Source organism: Arthrobacter sp. JB02-1C (assembly GCF_057748045.1).
On record NZ_CM173235.1, the window covers coordinates 1,655,505 to 1,677,459 of the forward strand.

At 65.6% G+C, this 21,955-nt stretch carries 22 protein-coding genes; 4 read left to right on the plus strand and 18 right to left on the minus strand.

The window, feature by feature from the left end; all coding sequences use genetic code 11:
- Positions 1-57: 57 nt before the first annotated feature.
- From AC3ANP_RS07840 to AC3ANP_RS07850, 3 genes are read right to left on the minus strand one after another with little or no spacing between them, the layout of a single operon-like run.
- Positions 58-507 (minus strand): RrF2 family transcriptional regulator, encoded by a 450-nt coding sequence (locus AC3ANP_RS07840; RefSeq protein ID WP_488332754.1) that lies wholly within the window; start codon positions 505-507, stop codon positions 58-60.
- A gap of 13 nt (positions 508-520) precedes the next feature.
- The gene (locus AC3ANP_RS07845) at positions 521-1,024 is read right to left on the minus strand and encodes a hypothetical protein (RefSeq protein ID WP_488332755.1); all 504 of its coding nucleotides are present in this window, start codon (positions 1,022-1,024) and stop codon (positions 521-523) included.
- A 5-nt stretch (positions 1,025-1,029) separates the two neighbouring features.
- Positions 1,030-2,448, minus strand: coding sequence for a phosphomannomutase/phosphoglucomutase (locus AC3ANP_RS07850; RefSeq protein WP_488332756.1), 1,419 nt, complete (start codon positions 2,446-2,448; stop codon positions 1,030-1,032).
- 122 nt (positions 2,449-2,570) lie between these two features.
- Here AC3ANP_RS07850 and AC3ANP_RS07855 point away from each other — a divergent pair, with 122 nt between their 5' ends.
- Positions 2,571-4,796: a RecQ family ATP-dependent DNA helicase gene (locus tag AC3ANP_RS07855; RefSeq protein WP_488332757.1), complete on the plus strand. Its 2,226-nt coding sequence runs from the start codon at positions 2,571-2,573 to the stop codon at positions 4,794-4,796.
- 263 nt (positions 4,797-5,059) lie between these two features.
- Complete coding sequence (locus tag AC3ANP_RS07860; RefSeq protein WP_488332758.1) at positions 5,060-5,614, plus strand: hypothetical protein; 555 nt, start codon at positions 5,060-5,062, stop codon at positions 5,612-5,614.
- 345 nt (positions 5,615-5,959) lie between these two features.
- On the opposite strand, the gene AC3ANP_RS07865 is transcribed toward AC3ANP_RS07860, so the two are convergent.
- Genes AC3ANP_RS07865 through AC3ANP_RS07895 form a run of 7 tightly spaced genes read right to left on the minus strand, consistent with a single transcriptional unit; the run spans position 5,960 to position 13,288 of the window.
- Positions 5,960-6,325 carry a hypothetical protein gene (locus tag AC3ANP_RS07865; RefSeq protein ID WP_488332759.1) on the minus strand — a complete coding sequence of 122 codons (366 nt, stop codon included), beginning with the start codon at positions 6,323-6,325 and terminating at the stop codon, positions 5,960-5,962.
- A complete protein-coding gene (locus AC3ANP_RS07870; RefSeq protein ID WP_488332760.1) occupies positions 6,326-7,237 on the minus strand; it encodes a M23 family metallopeptidase in 912 nt (303 codons plus the stop codon).
- Positions 7,238-7,244: 7 nt separating this feature from the next.
- Positions 7,245-7,589 (minus strand): hypothetical protein, encoded by a 345-nt coding sequence (locus AC3ANP_RS07875; protein WP_488332761.1) that lies wholly within the window; start codon positions 7,587-7,589, stop codon positions 7,245-7,247.
- Between the two features lie 8 nt (positions 7,590-7,597).
- Positions 7,598-7,981, minus strand: a complete 384-nt coding sequence (locus AC3ANP_RS07880) for a hypothetical protein (RefSeq protein WP_488332762.1) — start codon at positions 7,979-7,981, stop codon at positions 7,598-7,600.
- 29 nt (positions 7,982-8,010) lie between these two features.
- The gene (locus tag AC3ANP_RS07885; RefSeq protein ID WP_488332763.1) at positions 8,011-8,355 is read right to left on the minus strand and encodes a hypothetical protein; all 345 of its coding nucleotides are present in this window, start codon (positions 8,353-8,355) and stop codon (positions 8,011-8,013) included.
- An 8-nt stretch (positions 8,356-8,363) separates the two neighbouring features.
- Positions 8,364-12,203, minus strand: a complete 3,840-nt coding sequence (locus tag AC3ANP_RS07890) for a carbohydrate binding domain-containing protein (RefSeq protein WP_488332764.1) — start codon at positions 12,201-12,203, stop codon at positions 8,364-8,366.
- Entirely contained in the window at positions 12,203-13,288 is a 1,086-nt protein-coding gene (locus AC3ANP_RS07895; RefSeq protein WP_488332765.1) for a hypothetical protein, read from the minus strand. The genes AC3ANP_RS07890 and AC3ANP_RS07895 overlap by 1 nt, the downstream gene beginning before the upstream one ends.
- A gap of 153 nt (positions 13,289-13,441) precedes the next feature.
- Here AC3ANP_RS07895 and AC3ANP_RS07900 point away from each other — a divergent pair, with 153 nt between their 5' ends.
- Positions 13,442-13,666, plus strand: a complete 225-nt coding sequence (locus AC3ANP_RS07900) for a hypothetical protein (RefSeq protein ID WP_488332766.1) — start codon at positions 13,442-13,444, stop codon at positions 13,664-13,666.
- Here AC3ANP_RS07900 and AC3ANP_RS07905 read toward each other — a convergent pair.
- Together AC3ANP_RS07905 and AC3ANP_RS07910 are read right to left on the minus strand one after the other, a co-directional pair.
- Entirely contained in the window at positions 13,658-14,038 is a 381-nt protein-coding gene (locus tag AC3ANP_RS07905) for a hypothetical protein (RefSeq protein ID WP_488332767.1), read from the minus strand. The genes AC3ANP_RS07900 and AC3ANP_RS07905 overlap by 9 nt on opposite strands.
- A gap of 63 nt (positions 14,039-14,101) precedes the next feature.
- On the minus strand, positions 14,102-15,199 hold the full coding sequence (locus AC3ANP_RS07910) for a hypothetical protein (protein ID WP_488332768.1): 1,098 nt from the start codon (positions 15,197-15,199) through the stop codon (positions 14,102-14,104).
- Positions 15,200-15,271: 72 nt separating this feature from the next.
- Here AC3ANP_RS07910 and AC3ANP_RS07915 point away from each other — a divergent pair, with 72 nt between their 5' ends.
- Complete coding sequence (locus tag AC3ANP_RS07915) at positions 15,272-15,508, plus strand: hypothetical protein (RefSeq protein ID WP_488332769.1); 237 nt, start codon at positions 15,272-15,274, stop codon at positions 15,506-15,508.
- 104 nt (positions 15,509-15,612) lie between these two features.
- On the opposite strand, the gene AC3ANP_RS07920 is transcribed toward AC3ANP_RS07915, so the two are convergent.
- The 6 genes from AC3ANP_RS07920 to AC3ANP_RS07945 form a co-directional block, all read right to left on the minus strand.
- A complete protein-coding gene (locus tag AC3ANP_RS07920; protein WP_488332770.1) occupies positions 15,613-16,461 on the minus strand; it encodes a phage distal tail protein in 849 nt (282 codons plus the stop codon).
- Positions 16,461-20,195, minus strand: coding sequence for a peptidoglycan DD-metalloendopeptidase family protein (locus AC3ANP_RS07925; RefSeq protein WP_488332771.1), 3,735 nt, complete (start codon positions 20,193-20,195; stop codon positions 16,461-16,463). The genes AC3ANP_RS07920 and AC3ANP_RS07925 overlap by 1 nt, the downstream gene beginning before the upstream one ends.
- Before the next feature lie 12 nt (positions 20,196-20,207).
- Positions 20,208-20,606 (minus strand): hypothetical protein, encoded by a 399-nt coding sequence (locus tag AC3ANP_RS07930; protein WP_488332772.1) that lies wholly within the window; start codon positions 20,604-20,606, stop codon positions 20,208-20,210.
- Positions 20,607-20,656: 50 nt separating this feature from the next.
- On the minus strand, positions 20,657-20,998 hold the full coding sequence (locus tag AC3ANP_RS07935; RefSeq protein ID WP_488332773.1) for a hypothetical protein: 342 nt from the start codon (positions 20,996-20,998) through the stop codon (positions 20,657-20,659).
- 35 nt (positions 20,999-21,033) lie between these two features.
- Complete coding sequence (locus tag AC3ANP_RS07940; RefSeq protein WP_488332774.1) at positions 21,034-21,198, minus strand: hypothetical protein; 165 nt, start codon at positions 21,196-21,198, stop codon at positions 21,034-21,036.
- An 83-nt stretch (positions 21,199-21,281) separates the two neighbouring features.
- Complete coding sequence (locus tag AC3ANP_RS07945; protein ID WP_488332775.1) at positions 21,282-21,947, minus strand: hypothetical protein; 666 nt, start codon at positions 21,945-21,947, stop codon at positions 21,282-21,284.
- Positions 21,948-21,955 lie beyond the last annotated feature (8 nt).

A 21,955-nucleotide genomic window follows, 5' to 3' on the forward strand; every position in this document is an offset into this window, starting at 1 on the left:
TGTGGTGCAAATCGGTTTCCGGGCCGGCCGGACCGCAGGCGGTGCGCCGGCCGCCCACTACAGGCCGGGGCGCAGGCCGATCGCCTGAAAGACGGGGTTCATCTGCCGTGGACTGGGCAGGGACGCGATCACCATGTCATCAAGCTCGCGGTAAAAGGCCTCGCGGGCGCGGCCGAGGGCCCCCCGGAGCCGGCACTCGGTGATCAGCGGGCAGTTGCCGGCTGCCGCGACGCAGTCAGCGGGATCGGCGCGGGTGTCCAGGGCGCGCAACAGCTGGCCCACAGTCGCGCCGCGGCCGGCACTGCTAAGCCGGGAGCCGCCGTTGCGGCCGCGTTCGACGTCGATCAGGCCCAGTTCGCGGAGCCTGGCCATGGCCTTGCTGACGTGGTTGTAGGGGGTTCCCACGGCCTCGGCAATGCTCCGGGTGGTGAGCAGGGCGTCGGCCGGGGCGGCCGCGAGGACCATCATGGCGCGCAGGCTCACGTCGGCGAAGGCATTGATCTTCATTGCACGCTCTGGTCTAGTCCACCCAGACGGCCGGTTCGTTGGTGTCGGCGGAGAGCTCGCCGAACTCCAGCTCGTTGCTGGCCGGGTCCGGGCCGTAGGGCAGGACGGCTGCGAAGACAGAGCCGTCCCGGTGTTCGGCGGCCACGTGGATGGCGTCCGATCCTTCGTCGAGCAGGGTGATGTCGCAGACGATGGCGGCAGCGCGAAACTCGTCCCGGTGCTGGCGGAGCAGTTCGGTGAGGTCGCCGATCATGCCGTCGGCGTCGAAGTCTTCATCGCTGCCCTCTGCGGCGTCGGCGGGCGTGACGGCCACTAGGCGGACCTCGCCGTCGTTCTCCACCACGAGGGCGAACGGCAGGAAGCCGCCGTTGCGTTCGAGCTGTTCCTGGGCGGCGCCCACTCCGGTGCCGAGCAGGTTTTCCAGGTCGGTGGCGCTGCTGTCCGGGACCGTACCCCGCCAGGAGTCGCCGGCAGGGTCGGTCGGCTGAAGGACGCCGGGGTCGGCTGAATCGGCCATGCCGATCAGCCCCGGACCACGGCCAGGACCCGGTCGCGGATCCGTTCCATGGTGGCGCGGTCCGTGCCCTCGACGTTCAGGCGCAGGAAGGGCTCGGTGTTGGACGGGCGGAGGTTGAACCAGTAGCTTCCGTCCGCCGCGATGAAGGTGCTTCCGTCGAGATGGTCCACCGAGACGTCGTCGGCCTGGAAGTCGAGGCGGACGCGCTCCACTGCAGCGGCCTTGTCCTCGATCTCGGAGTTGATCTCGCCGGAGGAATGGTAGGGCTCGTACTCCCGGGCCAGTGCGGACAGCGGCCCGTCCTGCTCGCCGAGGGCTGCCAGGACGTGCATGGCGGCAAGCATGCCGGTATCGGCGTTCCAGAAGTCACGGAAGTAGAAGTGGGCAGAGTGCTCTCCGCCGAAGACCGCGCCCTCGGCCGCCATCTCGGCCTTGATGAAGGAGTGCCCCACCCGGGTGCGGACTGCGCGTCCACCGTCGTGGGCCACCAGTTCAGGGACGGCCCGCGAGGTCAGGAGGTTGTGGATGATCGTCGGGGTGTCCTCACCGTTGGCCCTGGCGCGGGCGATTTCCCGGCGTGCGACCATGGCGGTGACGGCGGACGGCGAGACCGGCTCTCCCTTTTCGTCGATCACGAAGCAGCGGTCCGCGTCGCCGTCGAAGGCCAGGCCGATGTCCGCGCCGTGCTCGACGACAGCGGCCTGCAGGTCCCGGAGGTTTTCCGGTTCCAGCGGGTTGGCCGGGTGGTTCGGGAAGGACCCGTCGAGTTCGAAGTACAGCGGGATGATCTCCAGCGGCAATTTCGGCAGCAAGGTGTCGCCGAGGACGGCCGGGGTGGTCATGCCGGCCATGCCGTTGCCGGCATCGACCACGACCTTGAGCGGACGGGACCCGCGGAGGTCGACGAGGCCGCGAAGGTACCGGGAGTAGTCCTTGAGTACGTCGCGGACGCTGATCAGGCCGCGGGTGCCGTGGGCGGGGATGGTGCCGGCGTTGAGGTAGTCCTCGGCCTGCGACTGGATCTCCTTCAGGCCGGTTTCCGAGGAGATCGGCACGGCGCCCGCCTTGGCCATCTTGATGCCGTTGTACTCGGCCGGGTTGTGGCTGGCGGTGAAGGTGGCGCCGGCTGCGTCCAGGGCGCCACAGGCGTAATACAGCTCATCGGTCGAGATCAGGTCGAGCAGCTGCACGTTGGCGCCCCGGGTGGCGGCGCCGCCGGCGAACGCCCGGCTGAATTCGGGGGAGGAGGGGCGCATGTCGCCGCCCACCAGCACAGTCTGTCCGGCCAGCCCCAGGACATCGACGAAAGCAGCGCCCACGGCCTCGACGATTTCCGCCGTGATCGATTCGCCCACAATGCCGCGCACATCGTAGGCCTTGAAGGAAGCCGAGAGGTCATAGGTCTTTGTCTGGTTGCTAGTCACCGGACCATCTTACGTGGACGCGGCGCCGCAGCAGGGGAGCCGTCCGGCCAGGTGGAGTGCGGTTCTGCACATACACGGCCGCCCGCTTCGCGGCTGTCGGAGCGGGCTGGGATACTAAAGCAATGGCCTTAAACCAGAACGCTGCAGTCATTTCCGCTTCCGACTCCCGCCCGGGCACGGACGGCGCCGCTGACTTTGCCGGGGCCGGGGCTCCGCCGTCCGGGACACGTGAACAGGCCCAGACGGTGCTGCGCGAGCTGGTCGGCCACCCGGCCGCGGAATTCCACGAGGGCCAGTTTGAGGCCATCGAGGCCCTGGTCGACGGCGGCCGGCGCGCCCTGGTGGTGCAGCGCACCGGCTGGGGGAAATCCGCTGTGTACTTCGTCGCTTCGCTATTGCTCCGCCGCCGCGGTGCCGGCCCGACCCTGATCGTCTCGCCGCTCCTGGCCCTGATGCGGGACCAGGTGGCCGCCGCCGCCAGGGCCGGTGTCCGCGCGGTCGCGATCAACTCGGCCAACCAGCTGGAGTGGGACACCGTCCGTGAGCAGCTCGCCGCCGACGAGGTGGACGTGCTGCTGGTCTCCCCGGAACGGCTGACCAACCCGTCCTTCCGGGAAAACCAGCTGCCGGTGCTGGTCCGCCGCACCGGGCTGCTCGTGATCGATGAAGCCCACTGCATCTCGGACTGGGGCCATGACTTCCGGCCGGACTACCGGCGGATTGCGGACCTGATCACCCAGCTGCCGGAGACTGTGCCGGTCCTCGCCACCACTGCCACGGCCAATTCAAGGGTGGTGCACGACATTGAGGAACAGCTCGGCGAAGGGGTCCTGACCATCCGCGGGGCCCTGGGCCGCGAGTCGCTGCGGCTGGGCGTGCTGCGGCTGCCCGACTCCCGGGAGCGGCTGGGCTGGCTGCTGACGCATTTGAAGGACCTGCCCGGCAGCGGCATCATCTACACGCTCACCGTTTCCGCAGCCGAGGACACCGCCCGGCTCCTCGCCGAGGCCGGCCACGAGGTGCTGGCCTACACCGGCCGGACCGACCCTGCGGACCGGGAACGTGCCGAGCAACTGCTCAAGGACAACCAGGTGAAGGCCCTCGTCGCCACCTCGGCCCTGGGCATGGGCTTTGACAAGCCGGACCTCGGCTTCGTGGTCCACCTTGGGGCGCCGTCGTCCCCTGTGGCCTACTACCAGCAGGTCGGTCGCGCCGGCCGCGGGGCCGCGAACGCTGACGTGCTGCTGCTGCCCGGTTCGGAGGACCGGGACATCTGGCAGTACTTTGCCACGGCCTCGATGCCCTCTGAGGAAAAGGCTTCCGCCGTGCTGTCCGCCCTTGCGGAGGCCGGCAGCGCCGTCTCCACGGTGGCGCTCGAAGCGCGGGTTGACCTGCGCCGGACGCCGCTGGAACTGCTGCTCAAGGTGCTGGCAGTGGACGGCGCCGTCGAACGCGTCGGCGGCGGCTGGCGTTCCACCGGCCGTCCCTGGACCTACGACGCCGAACGGTACCGGCGGATCGCCGAGGCCCGGGTGGACGAGCAGGATTCCATGGTGATCTACCAGGATACCGCGGGCTGCCGGATGGAGTACCTCACCTCGGTCCTGGACGATGAAACGGCCCGGGCCTGCGGCCGCTGCGACAACTGCGCGGGCCGGTGGTTCCCCGCGGACATCGCCGCCGACGCCACCGAAGCGGCGGGTGCCACCCTGAGCCGGGCCGGGATGGTGCTGGAGCCGCGGCTGCAGTGGCCCAGCGGCATGGACCGGCTCGGCGTGAATGTCAAGGGCAAGATCAAGGCCGAGGAAAGCCTCGCCGAGGGCCGCGTGCTGGCCCGGCTGACGGACCTCGGCTGGGGCGGCGCCCTGCGGGAAACCTTCGCATCCGGCGCCCCGGACCGGGCGGTGGACCCGGGGATGCTCCGGGCCTGCGTGCAGGTCCTGCGGGAGTGGAGCACGGGAGACGCGCGCACCCCGGGCTGGAGTGGAGCGGGCCGGCCGGCCGCAATCATCAGCGTCCCGTCCCGCGGCAAGCCGGAACTGGTGGACTCGCTGGCGCGTGGCATCTCCGAGATTGGCCGCATCCCGTACCTGGGCCAGCTGCAGCTCGCCCACGGCGGGCCCACCGGCAGCCGCGGCGGCAACAGCGCCTACCGGCTCGCCGGGGTTTGGGAGCGGCTGGTGGTCGGCCCCGAGCTGGCCGCCGCGCTCGGCGGCATCGAGGGCCGCAGCGTCATGCTGATCGACGACCTGGTGGACAGCCGCTGGACCGTGACCGTCGCCGGGCGCGCCCTCCGGCTGGCCGGTGCCGGGGCGGTGCTGCCGCTCGTGCTCGGCCAGGCGGGGTAGGAAACGCAAAAGGCCCCGGTCCAAAGGACCGGGGCCAAACGCGGAGACGGGGGGATTTGAACCCCATCCATTTGTGCGTCTTTTGTGCCCATCCTGCCGCGCCAATAAAGGGAAGTAGGCCGATTTGGGCCGGAATATCGAAACCGCAGAAACCGGACAATCGGGGATGATTCGACTGTGCATCCCCCCAATGGGGGGATCGTTTCGAGGCTGTCGGCGCGCTCGGCTAGGATGACATTTCATCACTCAATCAGGGGGACTCTTTGAAGCGGACCATTCTCACTCTCGCCGCGGTTGCGGCACTCTCGCTCACCGCATGCTCGGCGCCGGCCAACCAGCCCGCGGCGGGGCCCGACGTCACCGGGGTAGCTTCTACGCCGACGCCCACGCCGACGACTGTCACGGTGGATGTGACGACATCGAAGGCGGCGAAGACGGCGGACGGCATTGACGTCGGGTTCGTTGGGGCGCGCATTGCCGCGCAGTCGGAAATTGCGAGCGACCCGAAACCCGACATGGTGCCCGTCGTCTTGCAGTTCAAGTATCAGAACGCCGGAACCGCGGCCGTGCCACTCAAAGCCGTCCCGTTCACTGTTTACTACGGGGCAGACAAGTACGAGGCGACACAGCCGAGCGTGTACCAAGGCGGGACCACTCGGACCGTGATGCCGAAGCAGATAGCCCCCGGTTCCTCAGTGGACGTGACCGACACGTACTGGGCGCCGGCTGGATCGAAGGTGACCGTCGAGATCTGGCCTAGTGAGTCCGCGCCAGCCGATGCCCTGCCTGTGGTCTTCTCTGGGATCACCGCCAGGTAGCCAGCCTCACCACCAGTGCCCCTCGTCGCATCAGCGGCGGGGGGCTTTGTCGTGCCCGTAGCTCGCCGCCGCTGCCTGCGCCTCCATCACCGCGCCGTTGCTGGTGTCATGGTCGAATCGTCGCGGCGTCATCCGGGAGCAAAAAGAAATGTTGCGTAACATGCTAGGTCTAGCGCGTCTGTCAAGAGCTAAAATGCCAACTTGCATTTCTTGGCCGATTCGACGCCACGCCCGTCCAGCGCCAAACCGGCCGCAGCGCCCGCCATTACGGCACCGCCGGAGCGGACCGGGTCAGCAACGACGAAACGCCCCGCCATCCCGATGAAAGGATGGCGGGGCGGTTTGCTATTCGGTGCGGCGTTCGCGGGTGTCGTTGACCGGGGAGGGGCCGGGAGTCGCCGCACGCACCTGGTCCTGATATGCCACGGCCGCATCCCATGCGGTTAGCCTGTGGGCGGCCGGGTAGACGGGCGCCTTGGCGGAGCCGAGGACGGCGCGGGTGAGCCAGTCGGGCAGGCGGGGTTCGGCCCAGCGCCAGAGCGCGTACCAGGCGCCGATGATCACGGCGGTGATGATGGGCAGGGCGATGTCGGCGAGGCCGGCCAGATCCTGTTCGAGCGGAGCGAGGACCGGCGCGACGCCGATCAGCCAGGCGATCACACTGCCCCACAGAGCCGGGACAACGGTCCGCAGGATGGATGTCAGCAGCATCTACTTACCTCCCTCGTTGTTGATTGCTGCCGCACCCCGGGTGAGGCTATCGGCGATGGCCTGGCTGATCTGCTGGGCGATCTGCTTCGGGTCGATGGCCAGCTGGGTGCCGCTGGCCTTGGCAGACCCTGCGTTCTGGACGCCGTGGTCGAACCAGCTGATCACCGATGCCAGGTCGGTCTCGCCCGTCTGGCCGGGGCCCTGCCGCTTGAACTTGGTGAACAGGACGCCCGCGGCCGCAGCCTCCGCCGTGCGCCGGATGATCCCCTCGGTGCGCCCCGACTCGGCCCCGAGGGACCAGGCCAGGGTGTTGGTCTTGTTCGGGTCGCCACCTTCCCGGACGACCTGCTTGTTGACGACCGCTTTCGCGATCTTCTCGATGTCTTCGTCTGTAAGTGCCATGTCGTCCTCCAGTGGTGTGATGGTGCCTTGGGGTGTGATGGTGCCGAGGTCTTCGGGCCATTCGGTGAGGTATCGGTCGGGGTTGACCCGCCCCAGCATGGGGCTGTTCAGCGAATACCCGGGCGGGACAGCCTCGATGTGCAAGTGCGCACCCGTCGTCGCATAGCCGCTGTTGCCCGAGTAGGCGATGAGCTGGCCCTTGCGGACCCAGTCGCCGCGCTTGACCAGGAACCGGGACAGGTGGGCGTAGACGAAGGACGGCGCGTTTGCTCCGCAGTTGAGCACGAGGATGTTGCCGCCCATGTCCAGCAGCCACAGCAGGTTGTCGCTGTAGGTGTTGTCGAACTGCCCGGCCCAGTCGATGTAACCGTCCCCGGCCGCGTGCACTGGGGTGCCGATCGGGGCGGCTTCGTCGTTGCCGGAGTGCGGCCCGTAGATCGTGGCGTTCTCGCCGAAGTTCTGGGACCGCCACGAGGCGCCCCGCTTGAATGGTTTGCAGTAGGTGGCCATCAGTTTCCTAGTCCTGTTCGGGCGGGGGTTTCTTGAGGGTTGGCCAGGGCCGGAGTTCCTGGTCGGGGACGCCGTGTTCGGTGCAGTCGCGGCGGAGCTGGGAGGCGTATTCCTCGGTGAGTCGCCGGTTGTGGGCTTCGAGGTCGGCCCGGGCGCGTTCCCGTTCGGCGTCGGCCCACGCCTCGTTACGCTGCTCTTTCATGCCCATGTTCCGTATCCGCTGCCGTCCGGCGGTGCCGTTGAAGTATTTGACGGCGCCGTTGACGATCACGACCAGCGCGCCGCTGCTGCCGAGGATGCCGAACATCGCCGCGAGCAGCTGGACGTAATGGGGTTCTGCTGCCTGGTCCATAAGCGTTCCTACCGTTCAGGATCGAAGGCGTAGCGCCTGGTGATCACGAGCCGGGCCGCGAAGGCGAGGATGGAGAAGGCGACGAAGCAGAGGGTCGCGGCGCGGAGGCTCTGCTGTGAGACCGGCAGCGCGACGACGACCGCGCCGTAAATGGCCATCGCGAACATGCAGAGGATCGTCCCGGCCCGCTCGAGGAACCAGGCGCCCTGCAGCGCCGTCGCTGTCCCGATCCCGCCGCCGGCGACCAGCATCACAGCCCAGACGACGAGGAGGGTCTGCCCGATGGTCCCCTGGACCGCACGCGGCGGGTCCAACGCTACGAGCAGCCCGAGGATGAACACAGCCAGGTAGATCAGGAAGTAGATCACCGAGAGGGCGCGGGGCTCTTGCACGCGGAGCCACAGGCGCCGCAGCAGCGCCCTCACGCCTTGCCGCCGAACATTTTGGCGGCCACGAGCGCCCATTTCGTGCCAACCACATACTTGATGTCGTCGTCGAGGACGTCGGCGGTGTCGATGGTGCCGTTGAGGTAGGTGACCTTCGCCGCGATGGGCGGGTGGGTCGCCGCGAAGGCGGTCATCATGTCGAGGGGCTGGAGCGGGTTCTCCAGCACCCAGTCGGTGAGCTTCAAACCCTCGACCGATTGGTCCGCCGGTTTGGCTTCGTAGTTGTACTGGGCTTGGACGGTCATGGCCGCGGCGACGCGCCAGACGAGCTCCTGGCTGTCGCGGGCCCTGGCGTATTTGAGCAGGTCAAGGTCGGGCATGGTGCCTCCTATTTGGTGTAGTTGATCCGGACCACCGGGCGTTGCGCGATGCCGTAGGTCTCGTAGGTGCTGTCGCCTTCGAGGGTGAGGCCGCGGTAGGTGCCGGACTTGAAATTGGCCCAGTGCTGGGACGGGATGTCGATCCACCTCGCGCCGGGCCGCGGCCAGTTCGCAGAGGTGACCACGATGCCGTTGGAACTGAACGTCGCCGGGATCGCCTGGTGCGGGTGCAGCCCGATCCTGGCGGTGCCGCCGGCGTTGTAGTACCACGAGTCGAAGTAGAAATAGACGCGGATCCAGTTGATGGTTGCCCCGGCGAGGTCGGCGGTCATGTCCGGGATCAGCGCTATCGACTTCGTGTTGCCTATGCCGGCCGGGGAGAGTCCCTGGATCATGCGCCCGTCGGTCGGCCAGTCATATTTGGTGTTGTTCCCCTGGTAGTTTTGCGACGTCCAGGCCGGGTATTCCTTCTCATACGTGTTCTTCGCCGGCGGCGGGGTGCCGGTCCCGTCGAGCCACACACCTGTTCCGGAGAGGTTCTGGATGCTGCCGATGTCCTCCACGATGAGCGAGGCCCGGGCATCCGCTGCTGCCGACAACCAGCTGTTCGTTGAGCCTGGGTATCCGGACCACCAAACCAGGAAAGAAACCGTCCTCTCCGCCGGCCCCGACGTGTACGAAAACGTGTCGGACAACATGGCCGATTTGAGGTCGCCATCGATCATTGCGTTCGCCAGCGTCGTCTTATTCGTCATGTCCGCGATCGCGTCGAACCGGTAGGACAGCCCGAGGGTCACCTTGGAGTTGGCGCCCATCTTGGCCCGGATCGCGCTGGTGCTGATCCTGTACACCCGGTTGATTTTCAGCTTGGTCTCCAGCCGCAGGTACGGCACGCCACTGCCGCCACCCACTGCCGGCTGGGCTGCATCCGTGGTGCGGAACACCCCGTCCACGAAACCCTGCGGCATCCGGTCCAGCAGAGTCTGCAACTCAGTGCCCTTGTAATAAAGCGACTCGTTCGCGTTGAGCTGCCGGCCGGAGATGCTGCCGTCCTGGGACATCGACGAGGCGAGCTCGCCGTTCGCCTTAATGATGGACAGATAGTCGTCCGTCGCGCTGACGCCCATCCGGACGACTTCCGACACGTTCCCGGAGGCGTCCGTGGCAAACACCTTGAACCCCGCCGGGGACATCTCGGCCCGGGTGCCGTTCTCCAGGCCGGCGATGATCTTAGAGGCCAACACCAGCACAGACTCGAACTTCTTGGCGGTGACTCCGCCATCCACGATCAGCGCCGAGTCCACTACCTGGCGCAGCGACACGCTACCTGCCACCAGGTATTGCGGCCCCACCGTCCCACCGGACAGCCGGATTTCCGGCAGCAGGTTGTAGGCGTTGGCCGGGATGGTGAACTCGCTCACCACGGTAGAGTCCCCAGCGCTGAAGTTCACAGTGCTCTTAGGCACCGTGATGGTCGCCGAGCCGTCCTTGGTGCGGGCGGTCACTCGTATGTCGCCACCACCGCGGACACCCCGGAGGGTTGCCGAGAAGCGCCACACCTGCCCGGGCTCCACCACGATCCAGTCCTTCACTGTGGCCGCAGACTGGGTGACGCCCAGCGGTCGGAAATACTGGTTGTTGGTGCTGGTTGTCGTGAGCACCAGGTCGCCGCTGGCCGCGTCTGAGGTAACGGTCATGCTCGAGTTGGTGTTCCGCAGCGCAGTCATCGCCGGGTCCATAAACAGCGGGTCCGGGATCACGTTCTGCGGCGAACCGATCAGCACCTCCGTGGCGAGGATCTTGCTGGCCGCCAGCTTGCGGGTGTAGATGGCCTGCGCCACCGCGGTGTCCATTGTGGCGGCGTCGGTGACGAACAGGTTCTTGATGTCCGCCCGCTGGAACGCAGCCGTGCGGGAGGCGATGTGCTGCGAGACGACGTCGGGCAGCACCGACTGCCCAGCGACGACGAGGGAGCCGACATCGAGGGACGCGATAGCTTGGTAGCCGACTTTCTGCGACTTCCACGCGCTCCCGTCCCACGCCCATTCGCCGATGACGACCGCCCACGTGTTGTCTGCGTACTGCCACCAAATATCGCCGACGGTTTTCCCGGTCCCGGACGGGGCCTTGGTGTCCCGATAGACGGCCGTCTTGCCGTTCGCGCTGGCCAGTGCCAGGTCCGCCGTGCCCTGCGCCGCGCCCGCCGCCGCCTGCGCCGCAGTTGCCGCCGCCTGCGCAGCGGCCGCCGCAGCCGCAGCGTCCTTCGCTGCCTTGTCCGTGATTTCGGCCCAAGCGTTGCCCAGCCACCGCTTCGGGGTGTTCGCTCCGCCCGTCGTATCAATCCAGAGAGTCGTGGACTTCTGGTAGCTGCTGGCCGGGGTGCCGGACTGGATCAGGGTGTCGGCCTTCGCGTCAATCAGCGCCGGGGCACCGTAGGACGTTATCTCCTCGTTGGTCGCGGGCCGGACGTTCAGCCAGTCAACAACAACGTCCTTAATGGCCATTGGTCCGAAGCCGCCAAGGGCGTAGTTTACAAACAGGTAGCCGCCCATAGCGGTCCAGGTGCCAACGGCGGTGGCCGGACGGCGCAGCGTCTTGGTGACGGTGTACCACTTGCCGACAATGGGGTCCGGGATTTCAGCGGCGAGCGGCATGGAGGCCGTGTTGCCGCCGGTCATTCCCGTCCAGTCGAGCCTGACGCCCATCCCCGAGAGGGTGGCGCCTGATACCAGCTGGAAGGTGATTTCCACGGTCCAGTACTCAAGGTTGGGCGCCCCTGAGAAGAAGCCGGCAACGCCTGACATGCGAAGGTCCAGCCCGCGGTTGGTGGTGGTGTCCGTGCAGTTGAACCGTGCCGCGAATGGCCCGCGCCGGAACAGTGAGGTTTCCTTGGTCGGGCCTGTCCCGTAGACGTTGTAAGCTGCGGGGGCCGCCCCGGTCCAGGTATCGAATGACGGGTTTTGAGTGTACGCCTGCGCAGTGAGCGCCAGCGAATATGCATCATCCCGGGCAGTGTCCGCCTTGGTCTGGGCGTCCGATGCTGCGGCCGTAATGGCGGCGGCTTTGGCAGCGTCAGCTTTGGTTGTGGCGTCGGCCTTCGCGTCCGCGAGGGCCTTGTCCGCCTTCGCCTTGGCGTCCGCTGCGGCGTTCGCTTCGGCTTGCTCTTTCTTCGCCGTGGCGTCCAGTGCGGCGGCGGCAATGGCGGCCGCCTTCGCTGCGTCGGCTTTCGATGTGGCGTCCGCCTTAGCCGCGGCCAGGGTGGTAGCGGACGCGCCGGAGTCCTGGGCGTCAGCATAGGTTTTCGCTGCCGCGAGGGCCGCAGTCTGCGCCGCGTCAGCCTTGGCCTTGGCATCGGCCGCAGCCGCGACCGCCGCATTCGCTTCGGCCTGCTCTTTCTTCAGGGTCGCATCAGCGGCCGCGGCAGCTATAGCTGCCGCCTTGGCGGCGTCCACCTGGGACGGCACAGCGGCGACCTTGCCGAAGACGTCATCCAGCCGGGCCGCGTCCGTGTCAAGCCTGGCCTTCGCCGCCGTCAGATCAGCCTCCGCCTGTGCAAGCTTCTGATCCCGCACAGCGGCAGCAGCGTCCAGCTCCAGGCGTGCCGCCGCCAGCTTCGCCTCCACCGCCGCCCGAGCCGCAGCTTCCGCCGCGAGGGCCTCGTCGTAGCGGCGCTGCGCCTCCGCGAGATTAGACTCCGCCTCGGCTTTGTTCTCAGCGACCCGGACGGACGTCTTCGTGCTCGCGCCCCACAACGCACCGGTTCCGCGCTCCGCGAGGCGGGCCTTCTCCTCCCTGTCGCGCTTCGCGTCAGTCGGGGAAAACGGGCGGGGAATCAGTGAGTTGTCCACTATGCTCCGATCTTTGCCAAAACTGGCTTGTAAACCCCCGTTTCCGGGGTGAGGGACCAGCCCACGACGGGCCAGACTTCTTCGAGGTCAAGGGAGGGGCAGTGAATGATCGCTTTGGCGGTGTCGCCCAGGGTGAGGTCGCCGAGGCGGGTGAAGTCTTCGCCCTCGCCCGGGTTCCGGGCCGTCAGGGTCAGTACCCGCTGCCCGCCGAACAGCTGGGCGGCGACAGCTTTGGCGTGGGAGTCGATCGTTTGTTGCCGGGTGACGCTGGAGAAGGATCGGCGCTCCTCCAGCCGGGGCCAGCCGGCCGCCTCCCGGACCGTGTCAATCACCGGGGCGGACACCAGCCGCACGTCATCCTCGTTAGCGTCACCGACAGCCCGCACATGGGTTGCGGCGTCGCCCTCGCCCCACGGTTCGGACAACTCAAAGTCGGTGATGTTCTGCCCGAGCTCGAACACCTGCGCCGGGTTCGGGTCCCGGTTCCCGAGGAACGGGTAGCCGGTCCGGGCGATCTTCCGCACGAACGAATGCGCGTCGTCGCCCCACACCACGTCAATGGTCCAGCTGAAACCGTCCTGCACGGCGGCCAGCTCGTTCACCCGGTCATAGACGCGGGCGTTATCGTCGTCCTTGTACTCCCGGTCCCGGAGCACACCTGACGGCGGGCAGTCGTACTCCAAACCGATCGCAGCCCCGGCCACACCCACCAGCCACCGGAAAATCTCGGAGGTCTGATCGGCCTGGACGAAGACCTTGTCCGGGACGTACCGGCGGATCAGGTACGCCTCGAGCGTCCGGCACGGGTAGCGCGGCTGCGGCGCCAGTGTGCGGGGCCGGTCCTGCGGGATGCCATGCCACAGGATCCGGTCCTGCTCGTCCACGACCAGGATCAGCGACCGCCACGGCAACACCGCCTGCTCCCACGTATCCGAAACCAGCTCACCCCGGGAATCAAACAGGGGCAGTGACAGGGTCCCGTCCCCGTACTGTTGCAACGCCCGGGTCAGGTCCCCCTCAATGCTGAACGGCAACTCATCCAGGACGTCCCCGGTGACGAGCTCGCAGACTTTGAAACGCAGCATGACTAACCTTTCCGGGCATGGGAAAGGCGGCCACCGGATGCGGCGACCGCCTTGCTTTGGTCCAACGATGGTTCCGGGCGCGCCGACAGTAGGCTGAGGGCGTCAACAATGCAGCGCTGATCTACCAGCGCGCCCGGAAGAAATGAGAGAAAAATGAGCCAACGCCTCGGAGGGAACACTCCATTTGTCATGACCCAAGCCGCCACGCCTATTGCCTTCGCCGCAGCGGAGTTTTTCAACACGACAGATGCGCGGCTCACGGAGGGTGGCGATGGCCTGAAAGGATTTGCTGCGACAACACAGGACAACTTCCCCAGACTGCTGCGGGCAATCGCCGACCTTGAACTTGAGGTAGAGGAACTCAAGCGCTCAAGATGACAGCCCGCCAAACTTGGCGGCACTGATCGACCCATCGACCGTCACGCGGGTACCGCCGAGTTTGGATAGGTCAAGGTTCGCTATTTGCGTGTGAACCACGACCTTGCGCGGCTCTGCATCTTCGTTCTCGCCCGCTGAGCATGGGAGAAGCTGGACAGTGGCGCCGTCGTCATATGCGCCCCACACGGTGGTGCCGCTGTCCAGTTCCAGCTTGTAGCCCGCCTCCGTGTGCTGGATCGCTTCCAGAGACGCGATGATCTTGGCGTGCCCCCTCTTGCCGATCCGCTGATACTGGACCTTTCGGCCCAGGTGTTGGCGCACGAGCTCCGCCGGGGTGACGATGATCGCCGGGTTGTTTGTTGCTTCAGGCATGGTTTTTATCTCCTTTAGGGTGAATGACATTGAATGCGCCGGCTCACACTTCAGCACGGTGGTCTAGCCTTTCCGGGCGATCCTGATCCAGTGCCGCGCCGTGACCGTATCCGGGATGAGGAAGTTGAAGTTGAGTTTGCCGCCGGCCGCGAGCGTGATGTTGTTCGCCGACACGGACACATCCCCGACCGCGGCGAAGTTCGTCACCCCGTAATGAACCTGCGCGAGGCCCACCCCGTCGTCGGATACCCTCAGGAAACCGGTCGTCGCCTTGGGCGTGACGCCGTCCGTGTTGTAGAACCGGATCGTCCACGTCACGTCGTACAGGCCCTCGTCACTGACCTGAACCTGGTTGTTCACCGGGAACGTGAACCGGTCCTGGTTATTCGACTTCGACCCCACGACCGCGGCGAGCATCTGCGCCCCGCTGCCGGGCCCCCACAACGAGTTAGGCGTGGACGCGCTGGACTGGGACAGGACAATGTCAAGGTTCGTCCGCGCATCCACCCGGCCCCACACGCTGCCGTCACAGCGGACAATCGCGCCACCCTGGTCCAGCCGGGACGCGAGCTGCCCGGCGAACTTCGGGACCGTCGCCAAGTCGGCGGCATCCCGCACCGGAATCGGGGCGCCCTCCGCCGACGTGTACGGGCGCTGGTCCGTGACCACCGGGTTCCCCGCGCCGGACTTCGGCACATCCACATACGCCAGCGTGATCGACGGGGACGACGGTGCGGCCGGGTAGCCGCCACCCGACGCCGCCGTCGCCGACGGGGTGCCCGCAATCACCCGGAACTGGGCTTTCCGCCCGGCGCCGCCGCCATTGTCCGGGTCCAGCACTTCCAGGACGACACGGTCCCGGCGCGGGTTCGTGACGTCCGCCGGGGCAAGCGCGTCAATCGTCGCGGTCGCCGCCGCCCCCGTCAGGTACGCGCCCTTCCCCGTGCCGATAGCGCAGCCGCCCGGGTTGATCCGCACATTCGTACCGGACAAGGTCACGGTCAGCGCCCGGACATCCAGCACGCCCGTCCGGGACACGTCCGCCGTCGCACCACCAGCGAGCAGGAACCCAATGTCCCGGCGGAGCTCCTCCGAATCGTAGGAAGGGCCAACCCCGCCGGGCGCGTTAATCCAGGTCGGGTCAAGGGCATCGAGCGGCATGGTAAAACCTCCGGCATTGATGGGCGGGTACGCTCAAGGACGCGCACCAACCACTCAAGAAAGACATGACAAATGAATGATTTGAAACTTGTTCTGTGGAGAATCCCCGGCTCAGACGTCCCGGGCCGCCCGGGTGAAGTCCGTGTCCTGGACATCGACTTCGCCGCCAGCCCACCGGAGCTGCTCGGTCACCTCGCCGACGGCTGGGAAATCGTGAACCACACCATCAGCGGAGTCGAAGGTGACCTGCTGCTCTCACTGTTCCTGCGCAAGACCGTCGTCGTACCAGACGACACCGCAGGGCTCTAACCGGCCACGCCGCACCGCCCCGATCAACAGCGTCTTTCCCGCTGCGGTCGGGGCGGTGAGCTTCCCCCGCGTCACGGTGCCCAAGAGAATCGGCTCTGACATCACTACCTCCAGGCGTCAGACCACTGCGCCGTCATCCGGGCTGTGGCGTTGTAAGTGGTTGCGTTGAATTTCAGTTCGGTCCCGGCCGTGGGCGTGATCCAGCCGCCAGAGAGGGTGTTGCGCCGGTTCACGCCGTTCAGCTTCACCGTCTTCCGGTCCAGATCAACCTCAAGGGTTTGCCCGGACCCGACCGTCAGGGCGAAGGACATCCGCTGCCCATCCGCGGTCGTGATCGACGGGTTCACCGCGTTAGCGATCAGCACCTTCACCGGCGGAGTCGCGTCCCCGACATTCGTGACCACCACCGACCCGGAAACCGTGTCCGCCGCGACCTGGAACGGCGCCTGCAACGGGAACTGAAGTCCGCCAGTCGTGACCGGCAGACTGGTGGTGGCGCTGTAGGTGTACGGGGCTGACCCGTCACCGGAGAAGATGCGCGCATCAGGCGACACCAGCTGCAGAGAGATATCAACGTGATAGTCGCTGATCTGCTTGACGGAAGGCTTGCCCTCCTGCTTCACCATCCGGTGCTTCAGTACACCGCAATCCATCAGGACCAGCGGCGCCAACGTCCGCACAGGGATGATCGACTTGAACGCGTCCCGGGCCCGGATGCTTGCAGGCCGGTTCGGCGCCAACAGCCGCGCCTTCAATACGAGCGGCTGCGGCTCAAGGAACGTCTCACCAACCCACCCGCCGTCCGCGTAATCGTTCTGGGTCACACCGCCGGACGTTCCGGCCGGATCATCCCACCCCTCAACGTCCTTCACCAGCCAACGCACGCCGGCCGGGTCGGCCCCTGAAAGGTCAAAACCGTTCAGGGACCAACCGATGCCATGATCGAGCCGCATCAGACTCCTTCCAGCTGCCGTGCCAGCGCAACAGCCCTGGCCCGATCCGATGACATGTCCGGGATGATGATTTGCCGGGCGCTCTTCACTGCCTCGGTGAGACGGTCGAGCGCGTCAGCCTGGTACCCGCCGGATTGTGTTGCGATCCGGTGAACATCCGCCCACTGCTGCGGGTTGAGAATCGCCTCAGGTTTCCCGGTGCGGTTCACAACCTGCGAGATCCCCGGCGGCAGGATCCCGCCAAGGTCGTACAGCGCCGGATCGCCAGCCGCCGAACCCTTGCCGCCGCCCGTGATGGCGTCCGAAATGCTGTTGAACACCTTCTTGCCGACACCGATAGCAAGGTCAGCGATCATGCCCGCGGCCGGGAACGCTTCCCGGAACTTCGCCAGCAGCCCGTCGATGATCCCGGCCAACGGGTTGAACCCGCCACCGGACGGAACGCCAGCACCCGACAACACGCTGTAAGGGTTGATGTCGTTCGGCCAGCCACCCGCGAACGTGCCGAAGTGCAGGTGCGGTCCGGAGCTGATGCCCGTGTTACCGGAGCGTCCGATCTCCTGCCCGGCGCGCACCATGTCACCGACCCGAACAGCCATGCTGGACAGGTGAGCGAACCACGACTGGATGCCCGAGCCGCCATCAATGTGGACCTCGTTGCCGCCCCATACACCCGGGGCTTGGACGCCGGGCCCTGACCAGGACACGCGCCCGTTCTCCGTGGCAAACACTGGCGTCCCGACGCCAGCAGCGAAGTCAACGCCCTTGTGGATCCGGTTGTAACCCTGCGTCTCGATGAGCTGCTTCAAAGGGTTGACGATGCCGCCCTTAGCGAAGCCTTCACCGAACAGGGCCCGCGCCTCCGACGCTTTCCGGCCCATGATCGCGGCCTTATTCATCGCGTACAGGCGCGCCCGCTCGTACGGGTCCTGCATGACCTCGGAAACCAGCACGCCCTCACCACGGCGCATCGGCACGAGCTGGTCGTCACCATTCCGCCACGACGACTGTCCGGGCAGGATGCCGCCGCGGGCGAACCCGGAACCAGCCTTCAGCCAGTCAGGGACGGCGACATCCGGGAGAGTGCTAATCCCGGGAAGGATGCCGGCGATCTTGTTGAAGGTTCCGATCAGGCCCTCGTTGATGACTTTTTCCACAACGAACCGGACGGGTGTTTTGGCGACCTCCATCAAGCCGTTCCAAAACTTCTTGACGTTATCCACGCCAGTCTGGAAGGCGTTCGGAATCGTCTCCGTAATGGTCTTAGAGATGATGTCGAACACGGGCTTGATGACGTTCTCCCAAACCCACTTGATCGTGGACCCGATACCATCAAACACGGGCTTGATCGAGTTGCTGTACAGCCAGTTCAGTGCGTTCGGAATGACCACCGTGAACATGTTCACCCAGGCATCGAACATCGGCTTCAGGACCACGAGCCAAACCCAGTTCGCGACCTGGCCGATCTTGTCGAACACAGGCTTGAACACGTTGTCATGGAGCCAGTTCAACGCCGCGGGGATAACGACCGTGAAGACGTTCACCCAGGCGTCGAACGTCGGCTTGAGGACGTTCTCCCACAGCCAAGTGGCAGCCTGGCCGATAGCATCGAACACCGGCTTGATGATCGTGTCATACAGCCATGTGAACGCCGCGGAGAACACGTCACGAATGAAACCGACCGCGCCGTTGAAGATGCCGACCGCGAAATTCCACCAATCCGAAATCGTTGAACCAATCGCGCCGAACGCCTCAACAACCCGGTCCCACAAGAACTTGATGTACGGGACAATGATGTATTTGACGACCGAGGCGATGAGCTGGCCGATGCCACGGAAGAACAGGTAAAAGCCGCCGACGATCACGCCGATAGAATCGAAGACCGGCTTGATCGTGGACTCGTAGAACGCCGTGAAGACGTCGCCAACCCACTTGACCGCCGCGGCGATCCCATCGAACACGGGCTTGATGATCGACTCGTAAACCCACTTGATAGCCGCCGCAATCCCATCAAAGACCGGCTTAATAATGTCCGTGTACAGCCAGTTGAAGAAGTCACCAACCGACTTGACCGCCTGATCCCACAACGGGACCGCAGTGTTGGTAAACCAATCCACGACCGCGCCGATGGCATCCTGGATCCACTGGAAGACCGAGCCGACGACATCGCCGACCCAGCGCATGGCAGCGTCAACACCGTCCTTGAACCAACCAATGTTGTTGTACGCCAGGACGAACGCGCCCACGAGCAGCGCAATCCCGCCAATGATCCAACCGACGGGGCCCATAGCGATCAACCAGCCAGCCGCGATCTTCACCGCGTTGGCAGTAGCCTGAGCGGCCATTAGGACCCAGCCAGCGATCATGACGGTAACCGCCCATGAGTGAGTGAACGCGGCCTTGACGGCGCTACCCTTCGCCATCGCCCACGCAACCTTCTGCTGCGCAGCGGACTTGATCGCCTCCACGCCGAGCGCCACAAAATGCGGGATTAGGGAAAGGATGATGAGGCCGGAGACTACGGCGATCGGCTCCTTGAACTCCCATATCTTCTTGACCACGTCGCCCAAGACAGAGATGGATTTCTCAAACGCGTCGCGGACGCCTGCGCCCGCCTTCACCCAGCCCTCAAGCTGCCCTGTGAACTGGTCGCGGGTCGCTGAATCCATCGACAGCCCGGCAGCGAACTGCTCGACAGCGTCCTTGACTACGATGAACCCGTCGCGGACGCGGAGTAGGAAGTCGACCGGCTTAGAGTCCTCAGCCCACCCGAACGCCTCCGCAAGTTTCCCGGTGTAATCGCCCTTGACGATGAGGTCGAACAAGCCTTGCGCGCCGTCGATTGCCTTACCAAGAAACTCTCCGATCTTGGCGCCGGCAACCTTAGCGCCCTCTTCCATCGGCTTTAGCCAGTTGATCGCGCCGGCGAAGAACTGCTGAATCCTTGGGTACACGCCCGAGAGGAGCGAGGCGCCGATACGGCCTACTGCCGCGATTGTGTTTTTGTAGGCACCTTGGAGCGTTTCGCCAGACTTCAGCGCCGCGCCACCCAGGCCCTTGTTCATGGCGGACTCGAACGCCTTGAAGTCAACCTTGCCCTTACTCACCATGTCCGAAGCAGCCTCGGCGGTTACGCCGTAGTGCTTAGCCAGGAACTGCAACACCGGGATGCCACGCGACTGAAGCTGCATCAAGTCGTCGCCCTGCAACTTGCCACGCGCCGCGACAGAGCCGAAGATCGCGCCGACATCAGTCATTGACGCGCCCGCGATAGTCGCCGTGTCGGCAACGGTCTTCAGGACGCCCTCAAGCTCCTTGCCAGGCTTGATGCCCGCTGCCACTGCCGAAGCTGACACCGTGGCGGCTTCGTCAAGCCCGAACGCGGTCCCCTTGACCGACGCCATTGCATCGTTCATGATCTGCGTTACCGACTCCGCAGAGTGGCCCAGGCCTGCGAGCTTGGCTTTCGCCTCCTCAATTGCTTGGAGCCTGCCGAACCCTTTGAAGAGCGCCGTCCCGAATGCACCGCCAACCGACAAGCCGCCCGCAATACCGGCAGCCTTCATCGCGCCGCCCATGAAGCCGGTAATCGCGCCGGTCATCTTGCTACCGAAGCCCTTGCCAGCATTGTTACCGGCAGACTCGCCCACGCCGTCAAGCTCACGCCCAACGGTCTGCTGAAGACCGCGGAAGCTCGGGCGGATGAGTATGTCCGCTACGCCGATAGTGGGCATGTGGGCCTCCTGCTAGATGTCGTCGGCACCAAAGCCGAACTGGCCGACGAAAGCTTCGGCCCAGCTACGTTCCGCGGACGCTATGGCGCGGTCTATCTCGGTGTACGGGGCGGGGAATGGTTTCTCTTCGCCAGGTTTCCCACCAGCTGCAGCAATCGACACGGCGCGGAGTCCCTTGATGGCGTGGAGGATTTCGCGGAGCATCGTGGCGGTCAGGTCAAACTCTGAAATCCTTGGTGACCACGACTCAGCGTCGTCGTCAGTTTTTGCTAGCCGCAACTCCGCCAAATGCGCGGCCGTTTCTGGGTCGTTCGCTATCGCCTCGTTGAGCCTGCAAGCGGTGGGCAGGTTGTCGATTAGTTCGAGCAACCCGACCCACCGCTTACCCGCGTACCATTCCGCCAAATCCACGCCGCACTCATGAGCGAGGTCGTAGCGGATTTGCGGACGGTAACGGCGGATCAGTTCTTCGAGGCGGAATCTTCCCCCGGTGTGCCCACGGTCTGCTGGTAGTAGTTCATTACCCGCTCAATGAGCGCGCCGTGAACACGAAGCGGAAGCTTGGCGGCCTTGTATGCCGCGAAGTCTTCCTTGGACAGCCACTTCTCCATGGCGCCGAAGTCCGATGTCGCCGACTTCAGATCGGCGAGCATCAGCTCAGCCTCATCGGCGGGCATGTCGAAGATGTCCGGGAACGTGACGCGCTTGGAGTTCTTCAACGCCAGCACGAACGGTTCCGGCTTGGCAACCTCGGCCTCAAGATCGGACAGGGACAGTGTTACGTTCGGCTTATCAACAGCCATGGTGTTACCTCCGGGTGAGAGATGGGTGGGTTTGGTTACTTGGTGGACCTGGGAGCGTCAGCCTTCACGGCGCCAGCTTCGCGTACATCGGCGGTGCGGGCCGCCTGCTCGGTGTAGCCGTCGCGGCGAAGTTCAGCAGCTTCGGTGGCTACGGCGGTTTCGACGGTGTGGCTGCCGTCCTTGGAAATGAAGCGGGGCATGGTGGCTCCTAGCAATGGTTCGGGTGATTGTGAAAACGGTGCGCGCCGCCACCCGGAGAACGACGCGCACCGCGATTAGGGGGTTACGGCGCCTGGGTGAAACCGAGCGCCGTCTTGTTCTTCACGGCACCAGTGCCGCCGATGTAGTGCTTCACCGGGACGCCGATCACAGCATCCGTGAACACGTCAAACGTCAGCGGCTGCTGCACCGCGTCGCCCGTGCCCCACTTCTGGGAATCCGTCGCGGCGAGCTTTACCGAGCCGTAGCCACGGCCAAGGATCCAGTTGTCAGCAGCGGGGCCGTCGGAGCCGATGACCAGGAGCCGGTACTCCTGACCGACAGGCAGGTCCGGCTCGTCAAACACGATCTCGCCATTAGCCGCGGCCTGCTTCACGGCGGTAAGGTCCGTGCCGTAGGTCAGTTCGAGCATGTGCTTCCGGCCGGTTTCCAACGGCGTGAACTTGACCGTGCGGGCCACCGAATCAATGTCGGAACGAACCGGCCCGGCGTAACCGAGGCCTGAAACGTCCGTCTTCGACACGTCACGGCCGAACTCGTACCCGTCCGGGGTGACGATTCCGATAGGGAGGAACCCGGCAGCCTTCAAGTCGACCAGTTGCCCGCCGGCCATAAACAGCGTGGTCGGCAGCGGGACAGTGGTCGGTGCCAGGAAAGCGACGGCCTTCTGGATTTTGCGGATCAGGTTCCGGTTGTCCGAATCCTGCTGAATAGTGGCAAAAGTAGGCATGCGAATAA

Excerpts from the sequence above, each read along its gene's own strand:
- AC3ANP_RS07840 (WP_488332754.1), bottom strand. The coding sequence starts at position 507 with ATGAAGATCAATGCCTTCGCCGACGTGAGCCTGCGCGCCATGATGGTC.
- AC3ANP_RS07845 (WP_488332755.1), bottom strand. The coding sequence starts at position 1,024 with ATGGCCGATTCAGCCGACCCCGGCGTCCTTCAGCCGACCGACCCTGCC.
- AC3ANP_RS07855 (WP_488332757.1), top strand. The coding sequence starts at position 2,571 with ATGGCCTTAAACCAGAACGCTGCAGTCATTTCCGCTTCCGACTCCCGC.
- AC3ANP_RS07865 (WP_488332759.1), bottom strand. The coding sequence starts at position 6,325 with ATGCTGCTGACATCCATCCTGCGGACCGTTGTCCCGGCTCTGTGGGGC.
- AC3ANP_RS07870 (WP_488332760.1), bottom strand. The coding sequence starts at position 7,237 with ATGGCCACCTACTGCAAACCATTCAAGCGGGGCGCCTCGTGGCGGTCC.
- AC3ANP_RS07875 (WP_488332761.1), bottom strand. The coding sequence starts at position 7,589 with ATGGACCAGGCAGCAGAACCCCATTACGTCCAGCTGCTCGCGGCGATG.
- AC3ANP_RS07885 (WP_488332763.1), bottom strand. The coding sequence starts at position 8,355 with ATGCCCGACCTTGACCTGCTCAAATACGCCAGGGCCCGCGACAGCCAG.
- AC3ANP_RS07895 (WP_488332765.1), bottom strand. The coding sequence starts at position 13,288 with ATGCTGCGTTTCAAAGTCTGCGAGCTCGTCACCGGGGACGTCCTGGAT.
- AC3ANP_RS07900 (WP_488332766.1), top strand. The coding sequence starts at position 13,442 with ATGAGCCAACGCCTCGGAGGGAACACTCCATTTGTCATGACCCAAGCC.
- AC3ANP_RS07905 (WP_488332767.1), bottom strand. The coding sequence starts at position 14,038 with ATGCCTGAAGCAACAAACAACCCGGCGATCATCGTCACCCCGGCGGAG.
- AC3ANP_RS07910 (WP_488332768.1), bottom strand. The coding sequence starts at position 15,199 with ATGCCGCTCGATGCCCTTGACCCGACCTGGATTAACGCGCCCGGCGGG.
- AC3ANP_RS07915 (WP_488332769.1), top strand. The coding sequence starts at position 15,272 with ATGAATGATTTGAAACTTGTTCTGTGGAGAATCCCCGGCTCAGACGTC.
- AC3ANP_RS07920 (WP_488332770.1), bottom strand. The coding sequence starts at position 16,461 with ATGCGGCTCGATCATGGCATCGGTTGGTCCCTGAACGGTTTTGACCTT.
- AC3ANP_RS07925 (WP_488332771.1), bottom strand. The coding sequence starts at position 20,195 with ATGCCCACTATCGGCGTAGCGGACATACTCATCCGCCCGAGCTTCCGC.
- AC3ANP_RS07935 (WP_488332773.1), bottom strand. The coding sequence starts at position 20,998 with ATGGCTGTTGATAAGCCGAACGTAACACTGTCCCTGTCCGATCTTGAG.
- AC3ANP_RS07940 (WP_488332774.1), bottom strand. The coding sequence starts at position 21,198 with ATGCCCCGCTTCATTTCCAAGGACGGCAGCCACACCGTCGAAACCGCC.
- AC3ANP_RS07945 (WP_488332775.1), bottom strand. The coding sequence starts at position 21,947 with ATGCCTACTTTTGCCACTATTCAGCAGGATTCGGACAACCGGAACCTG.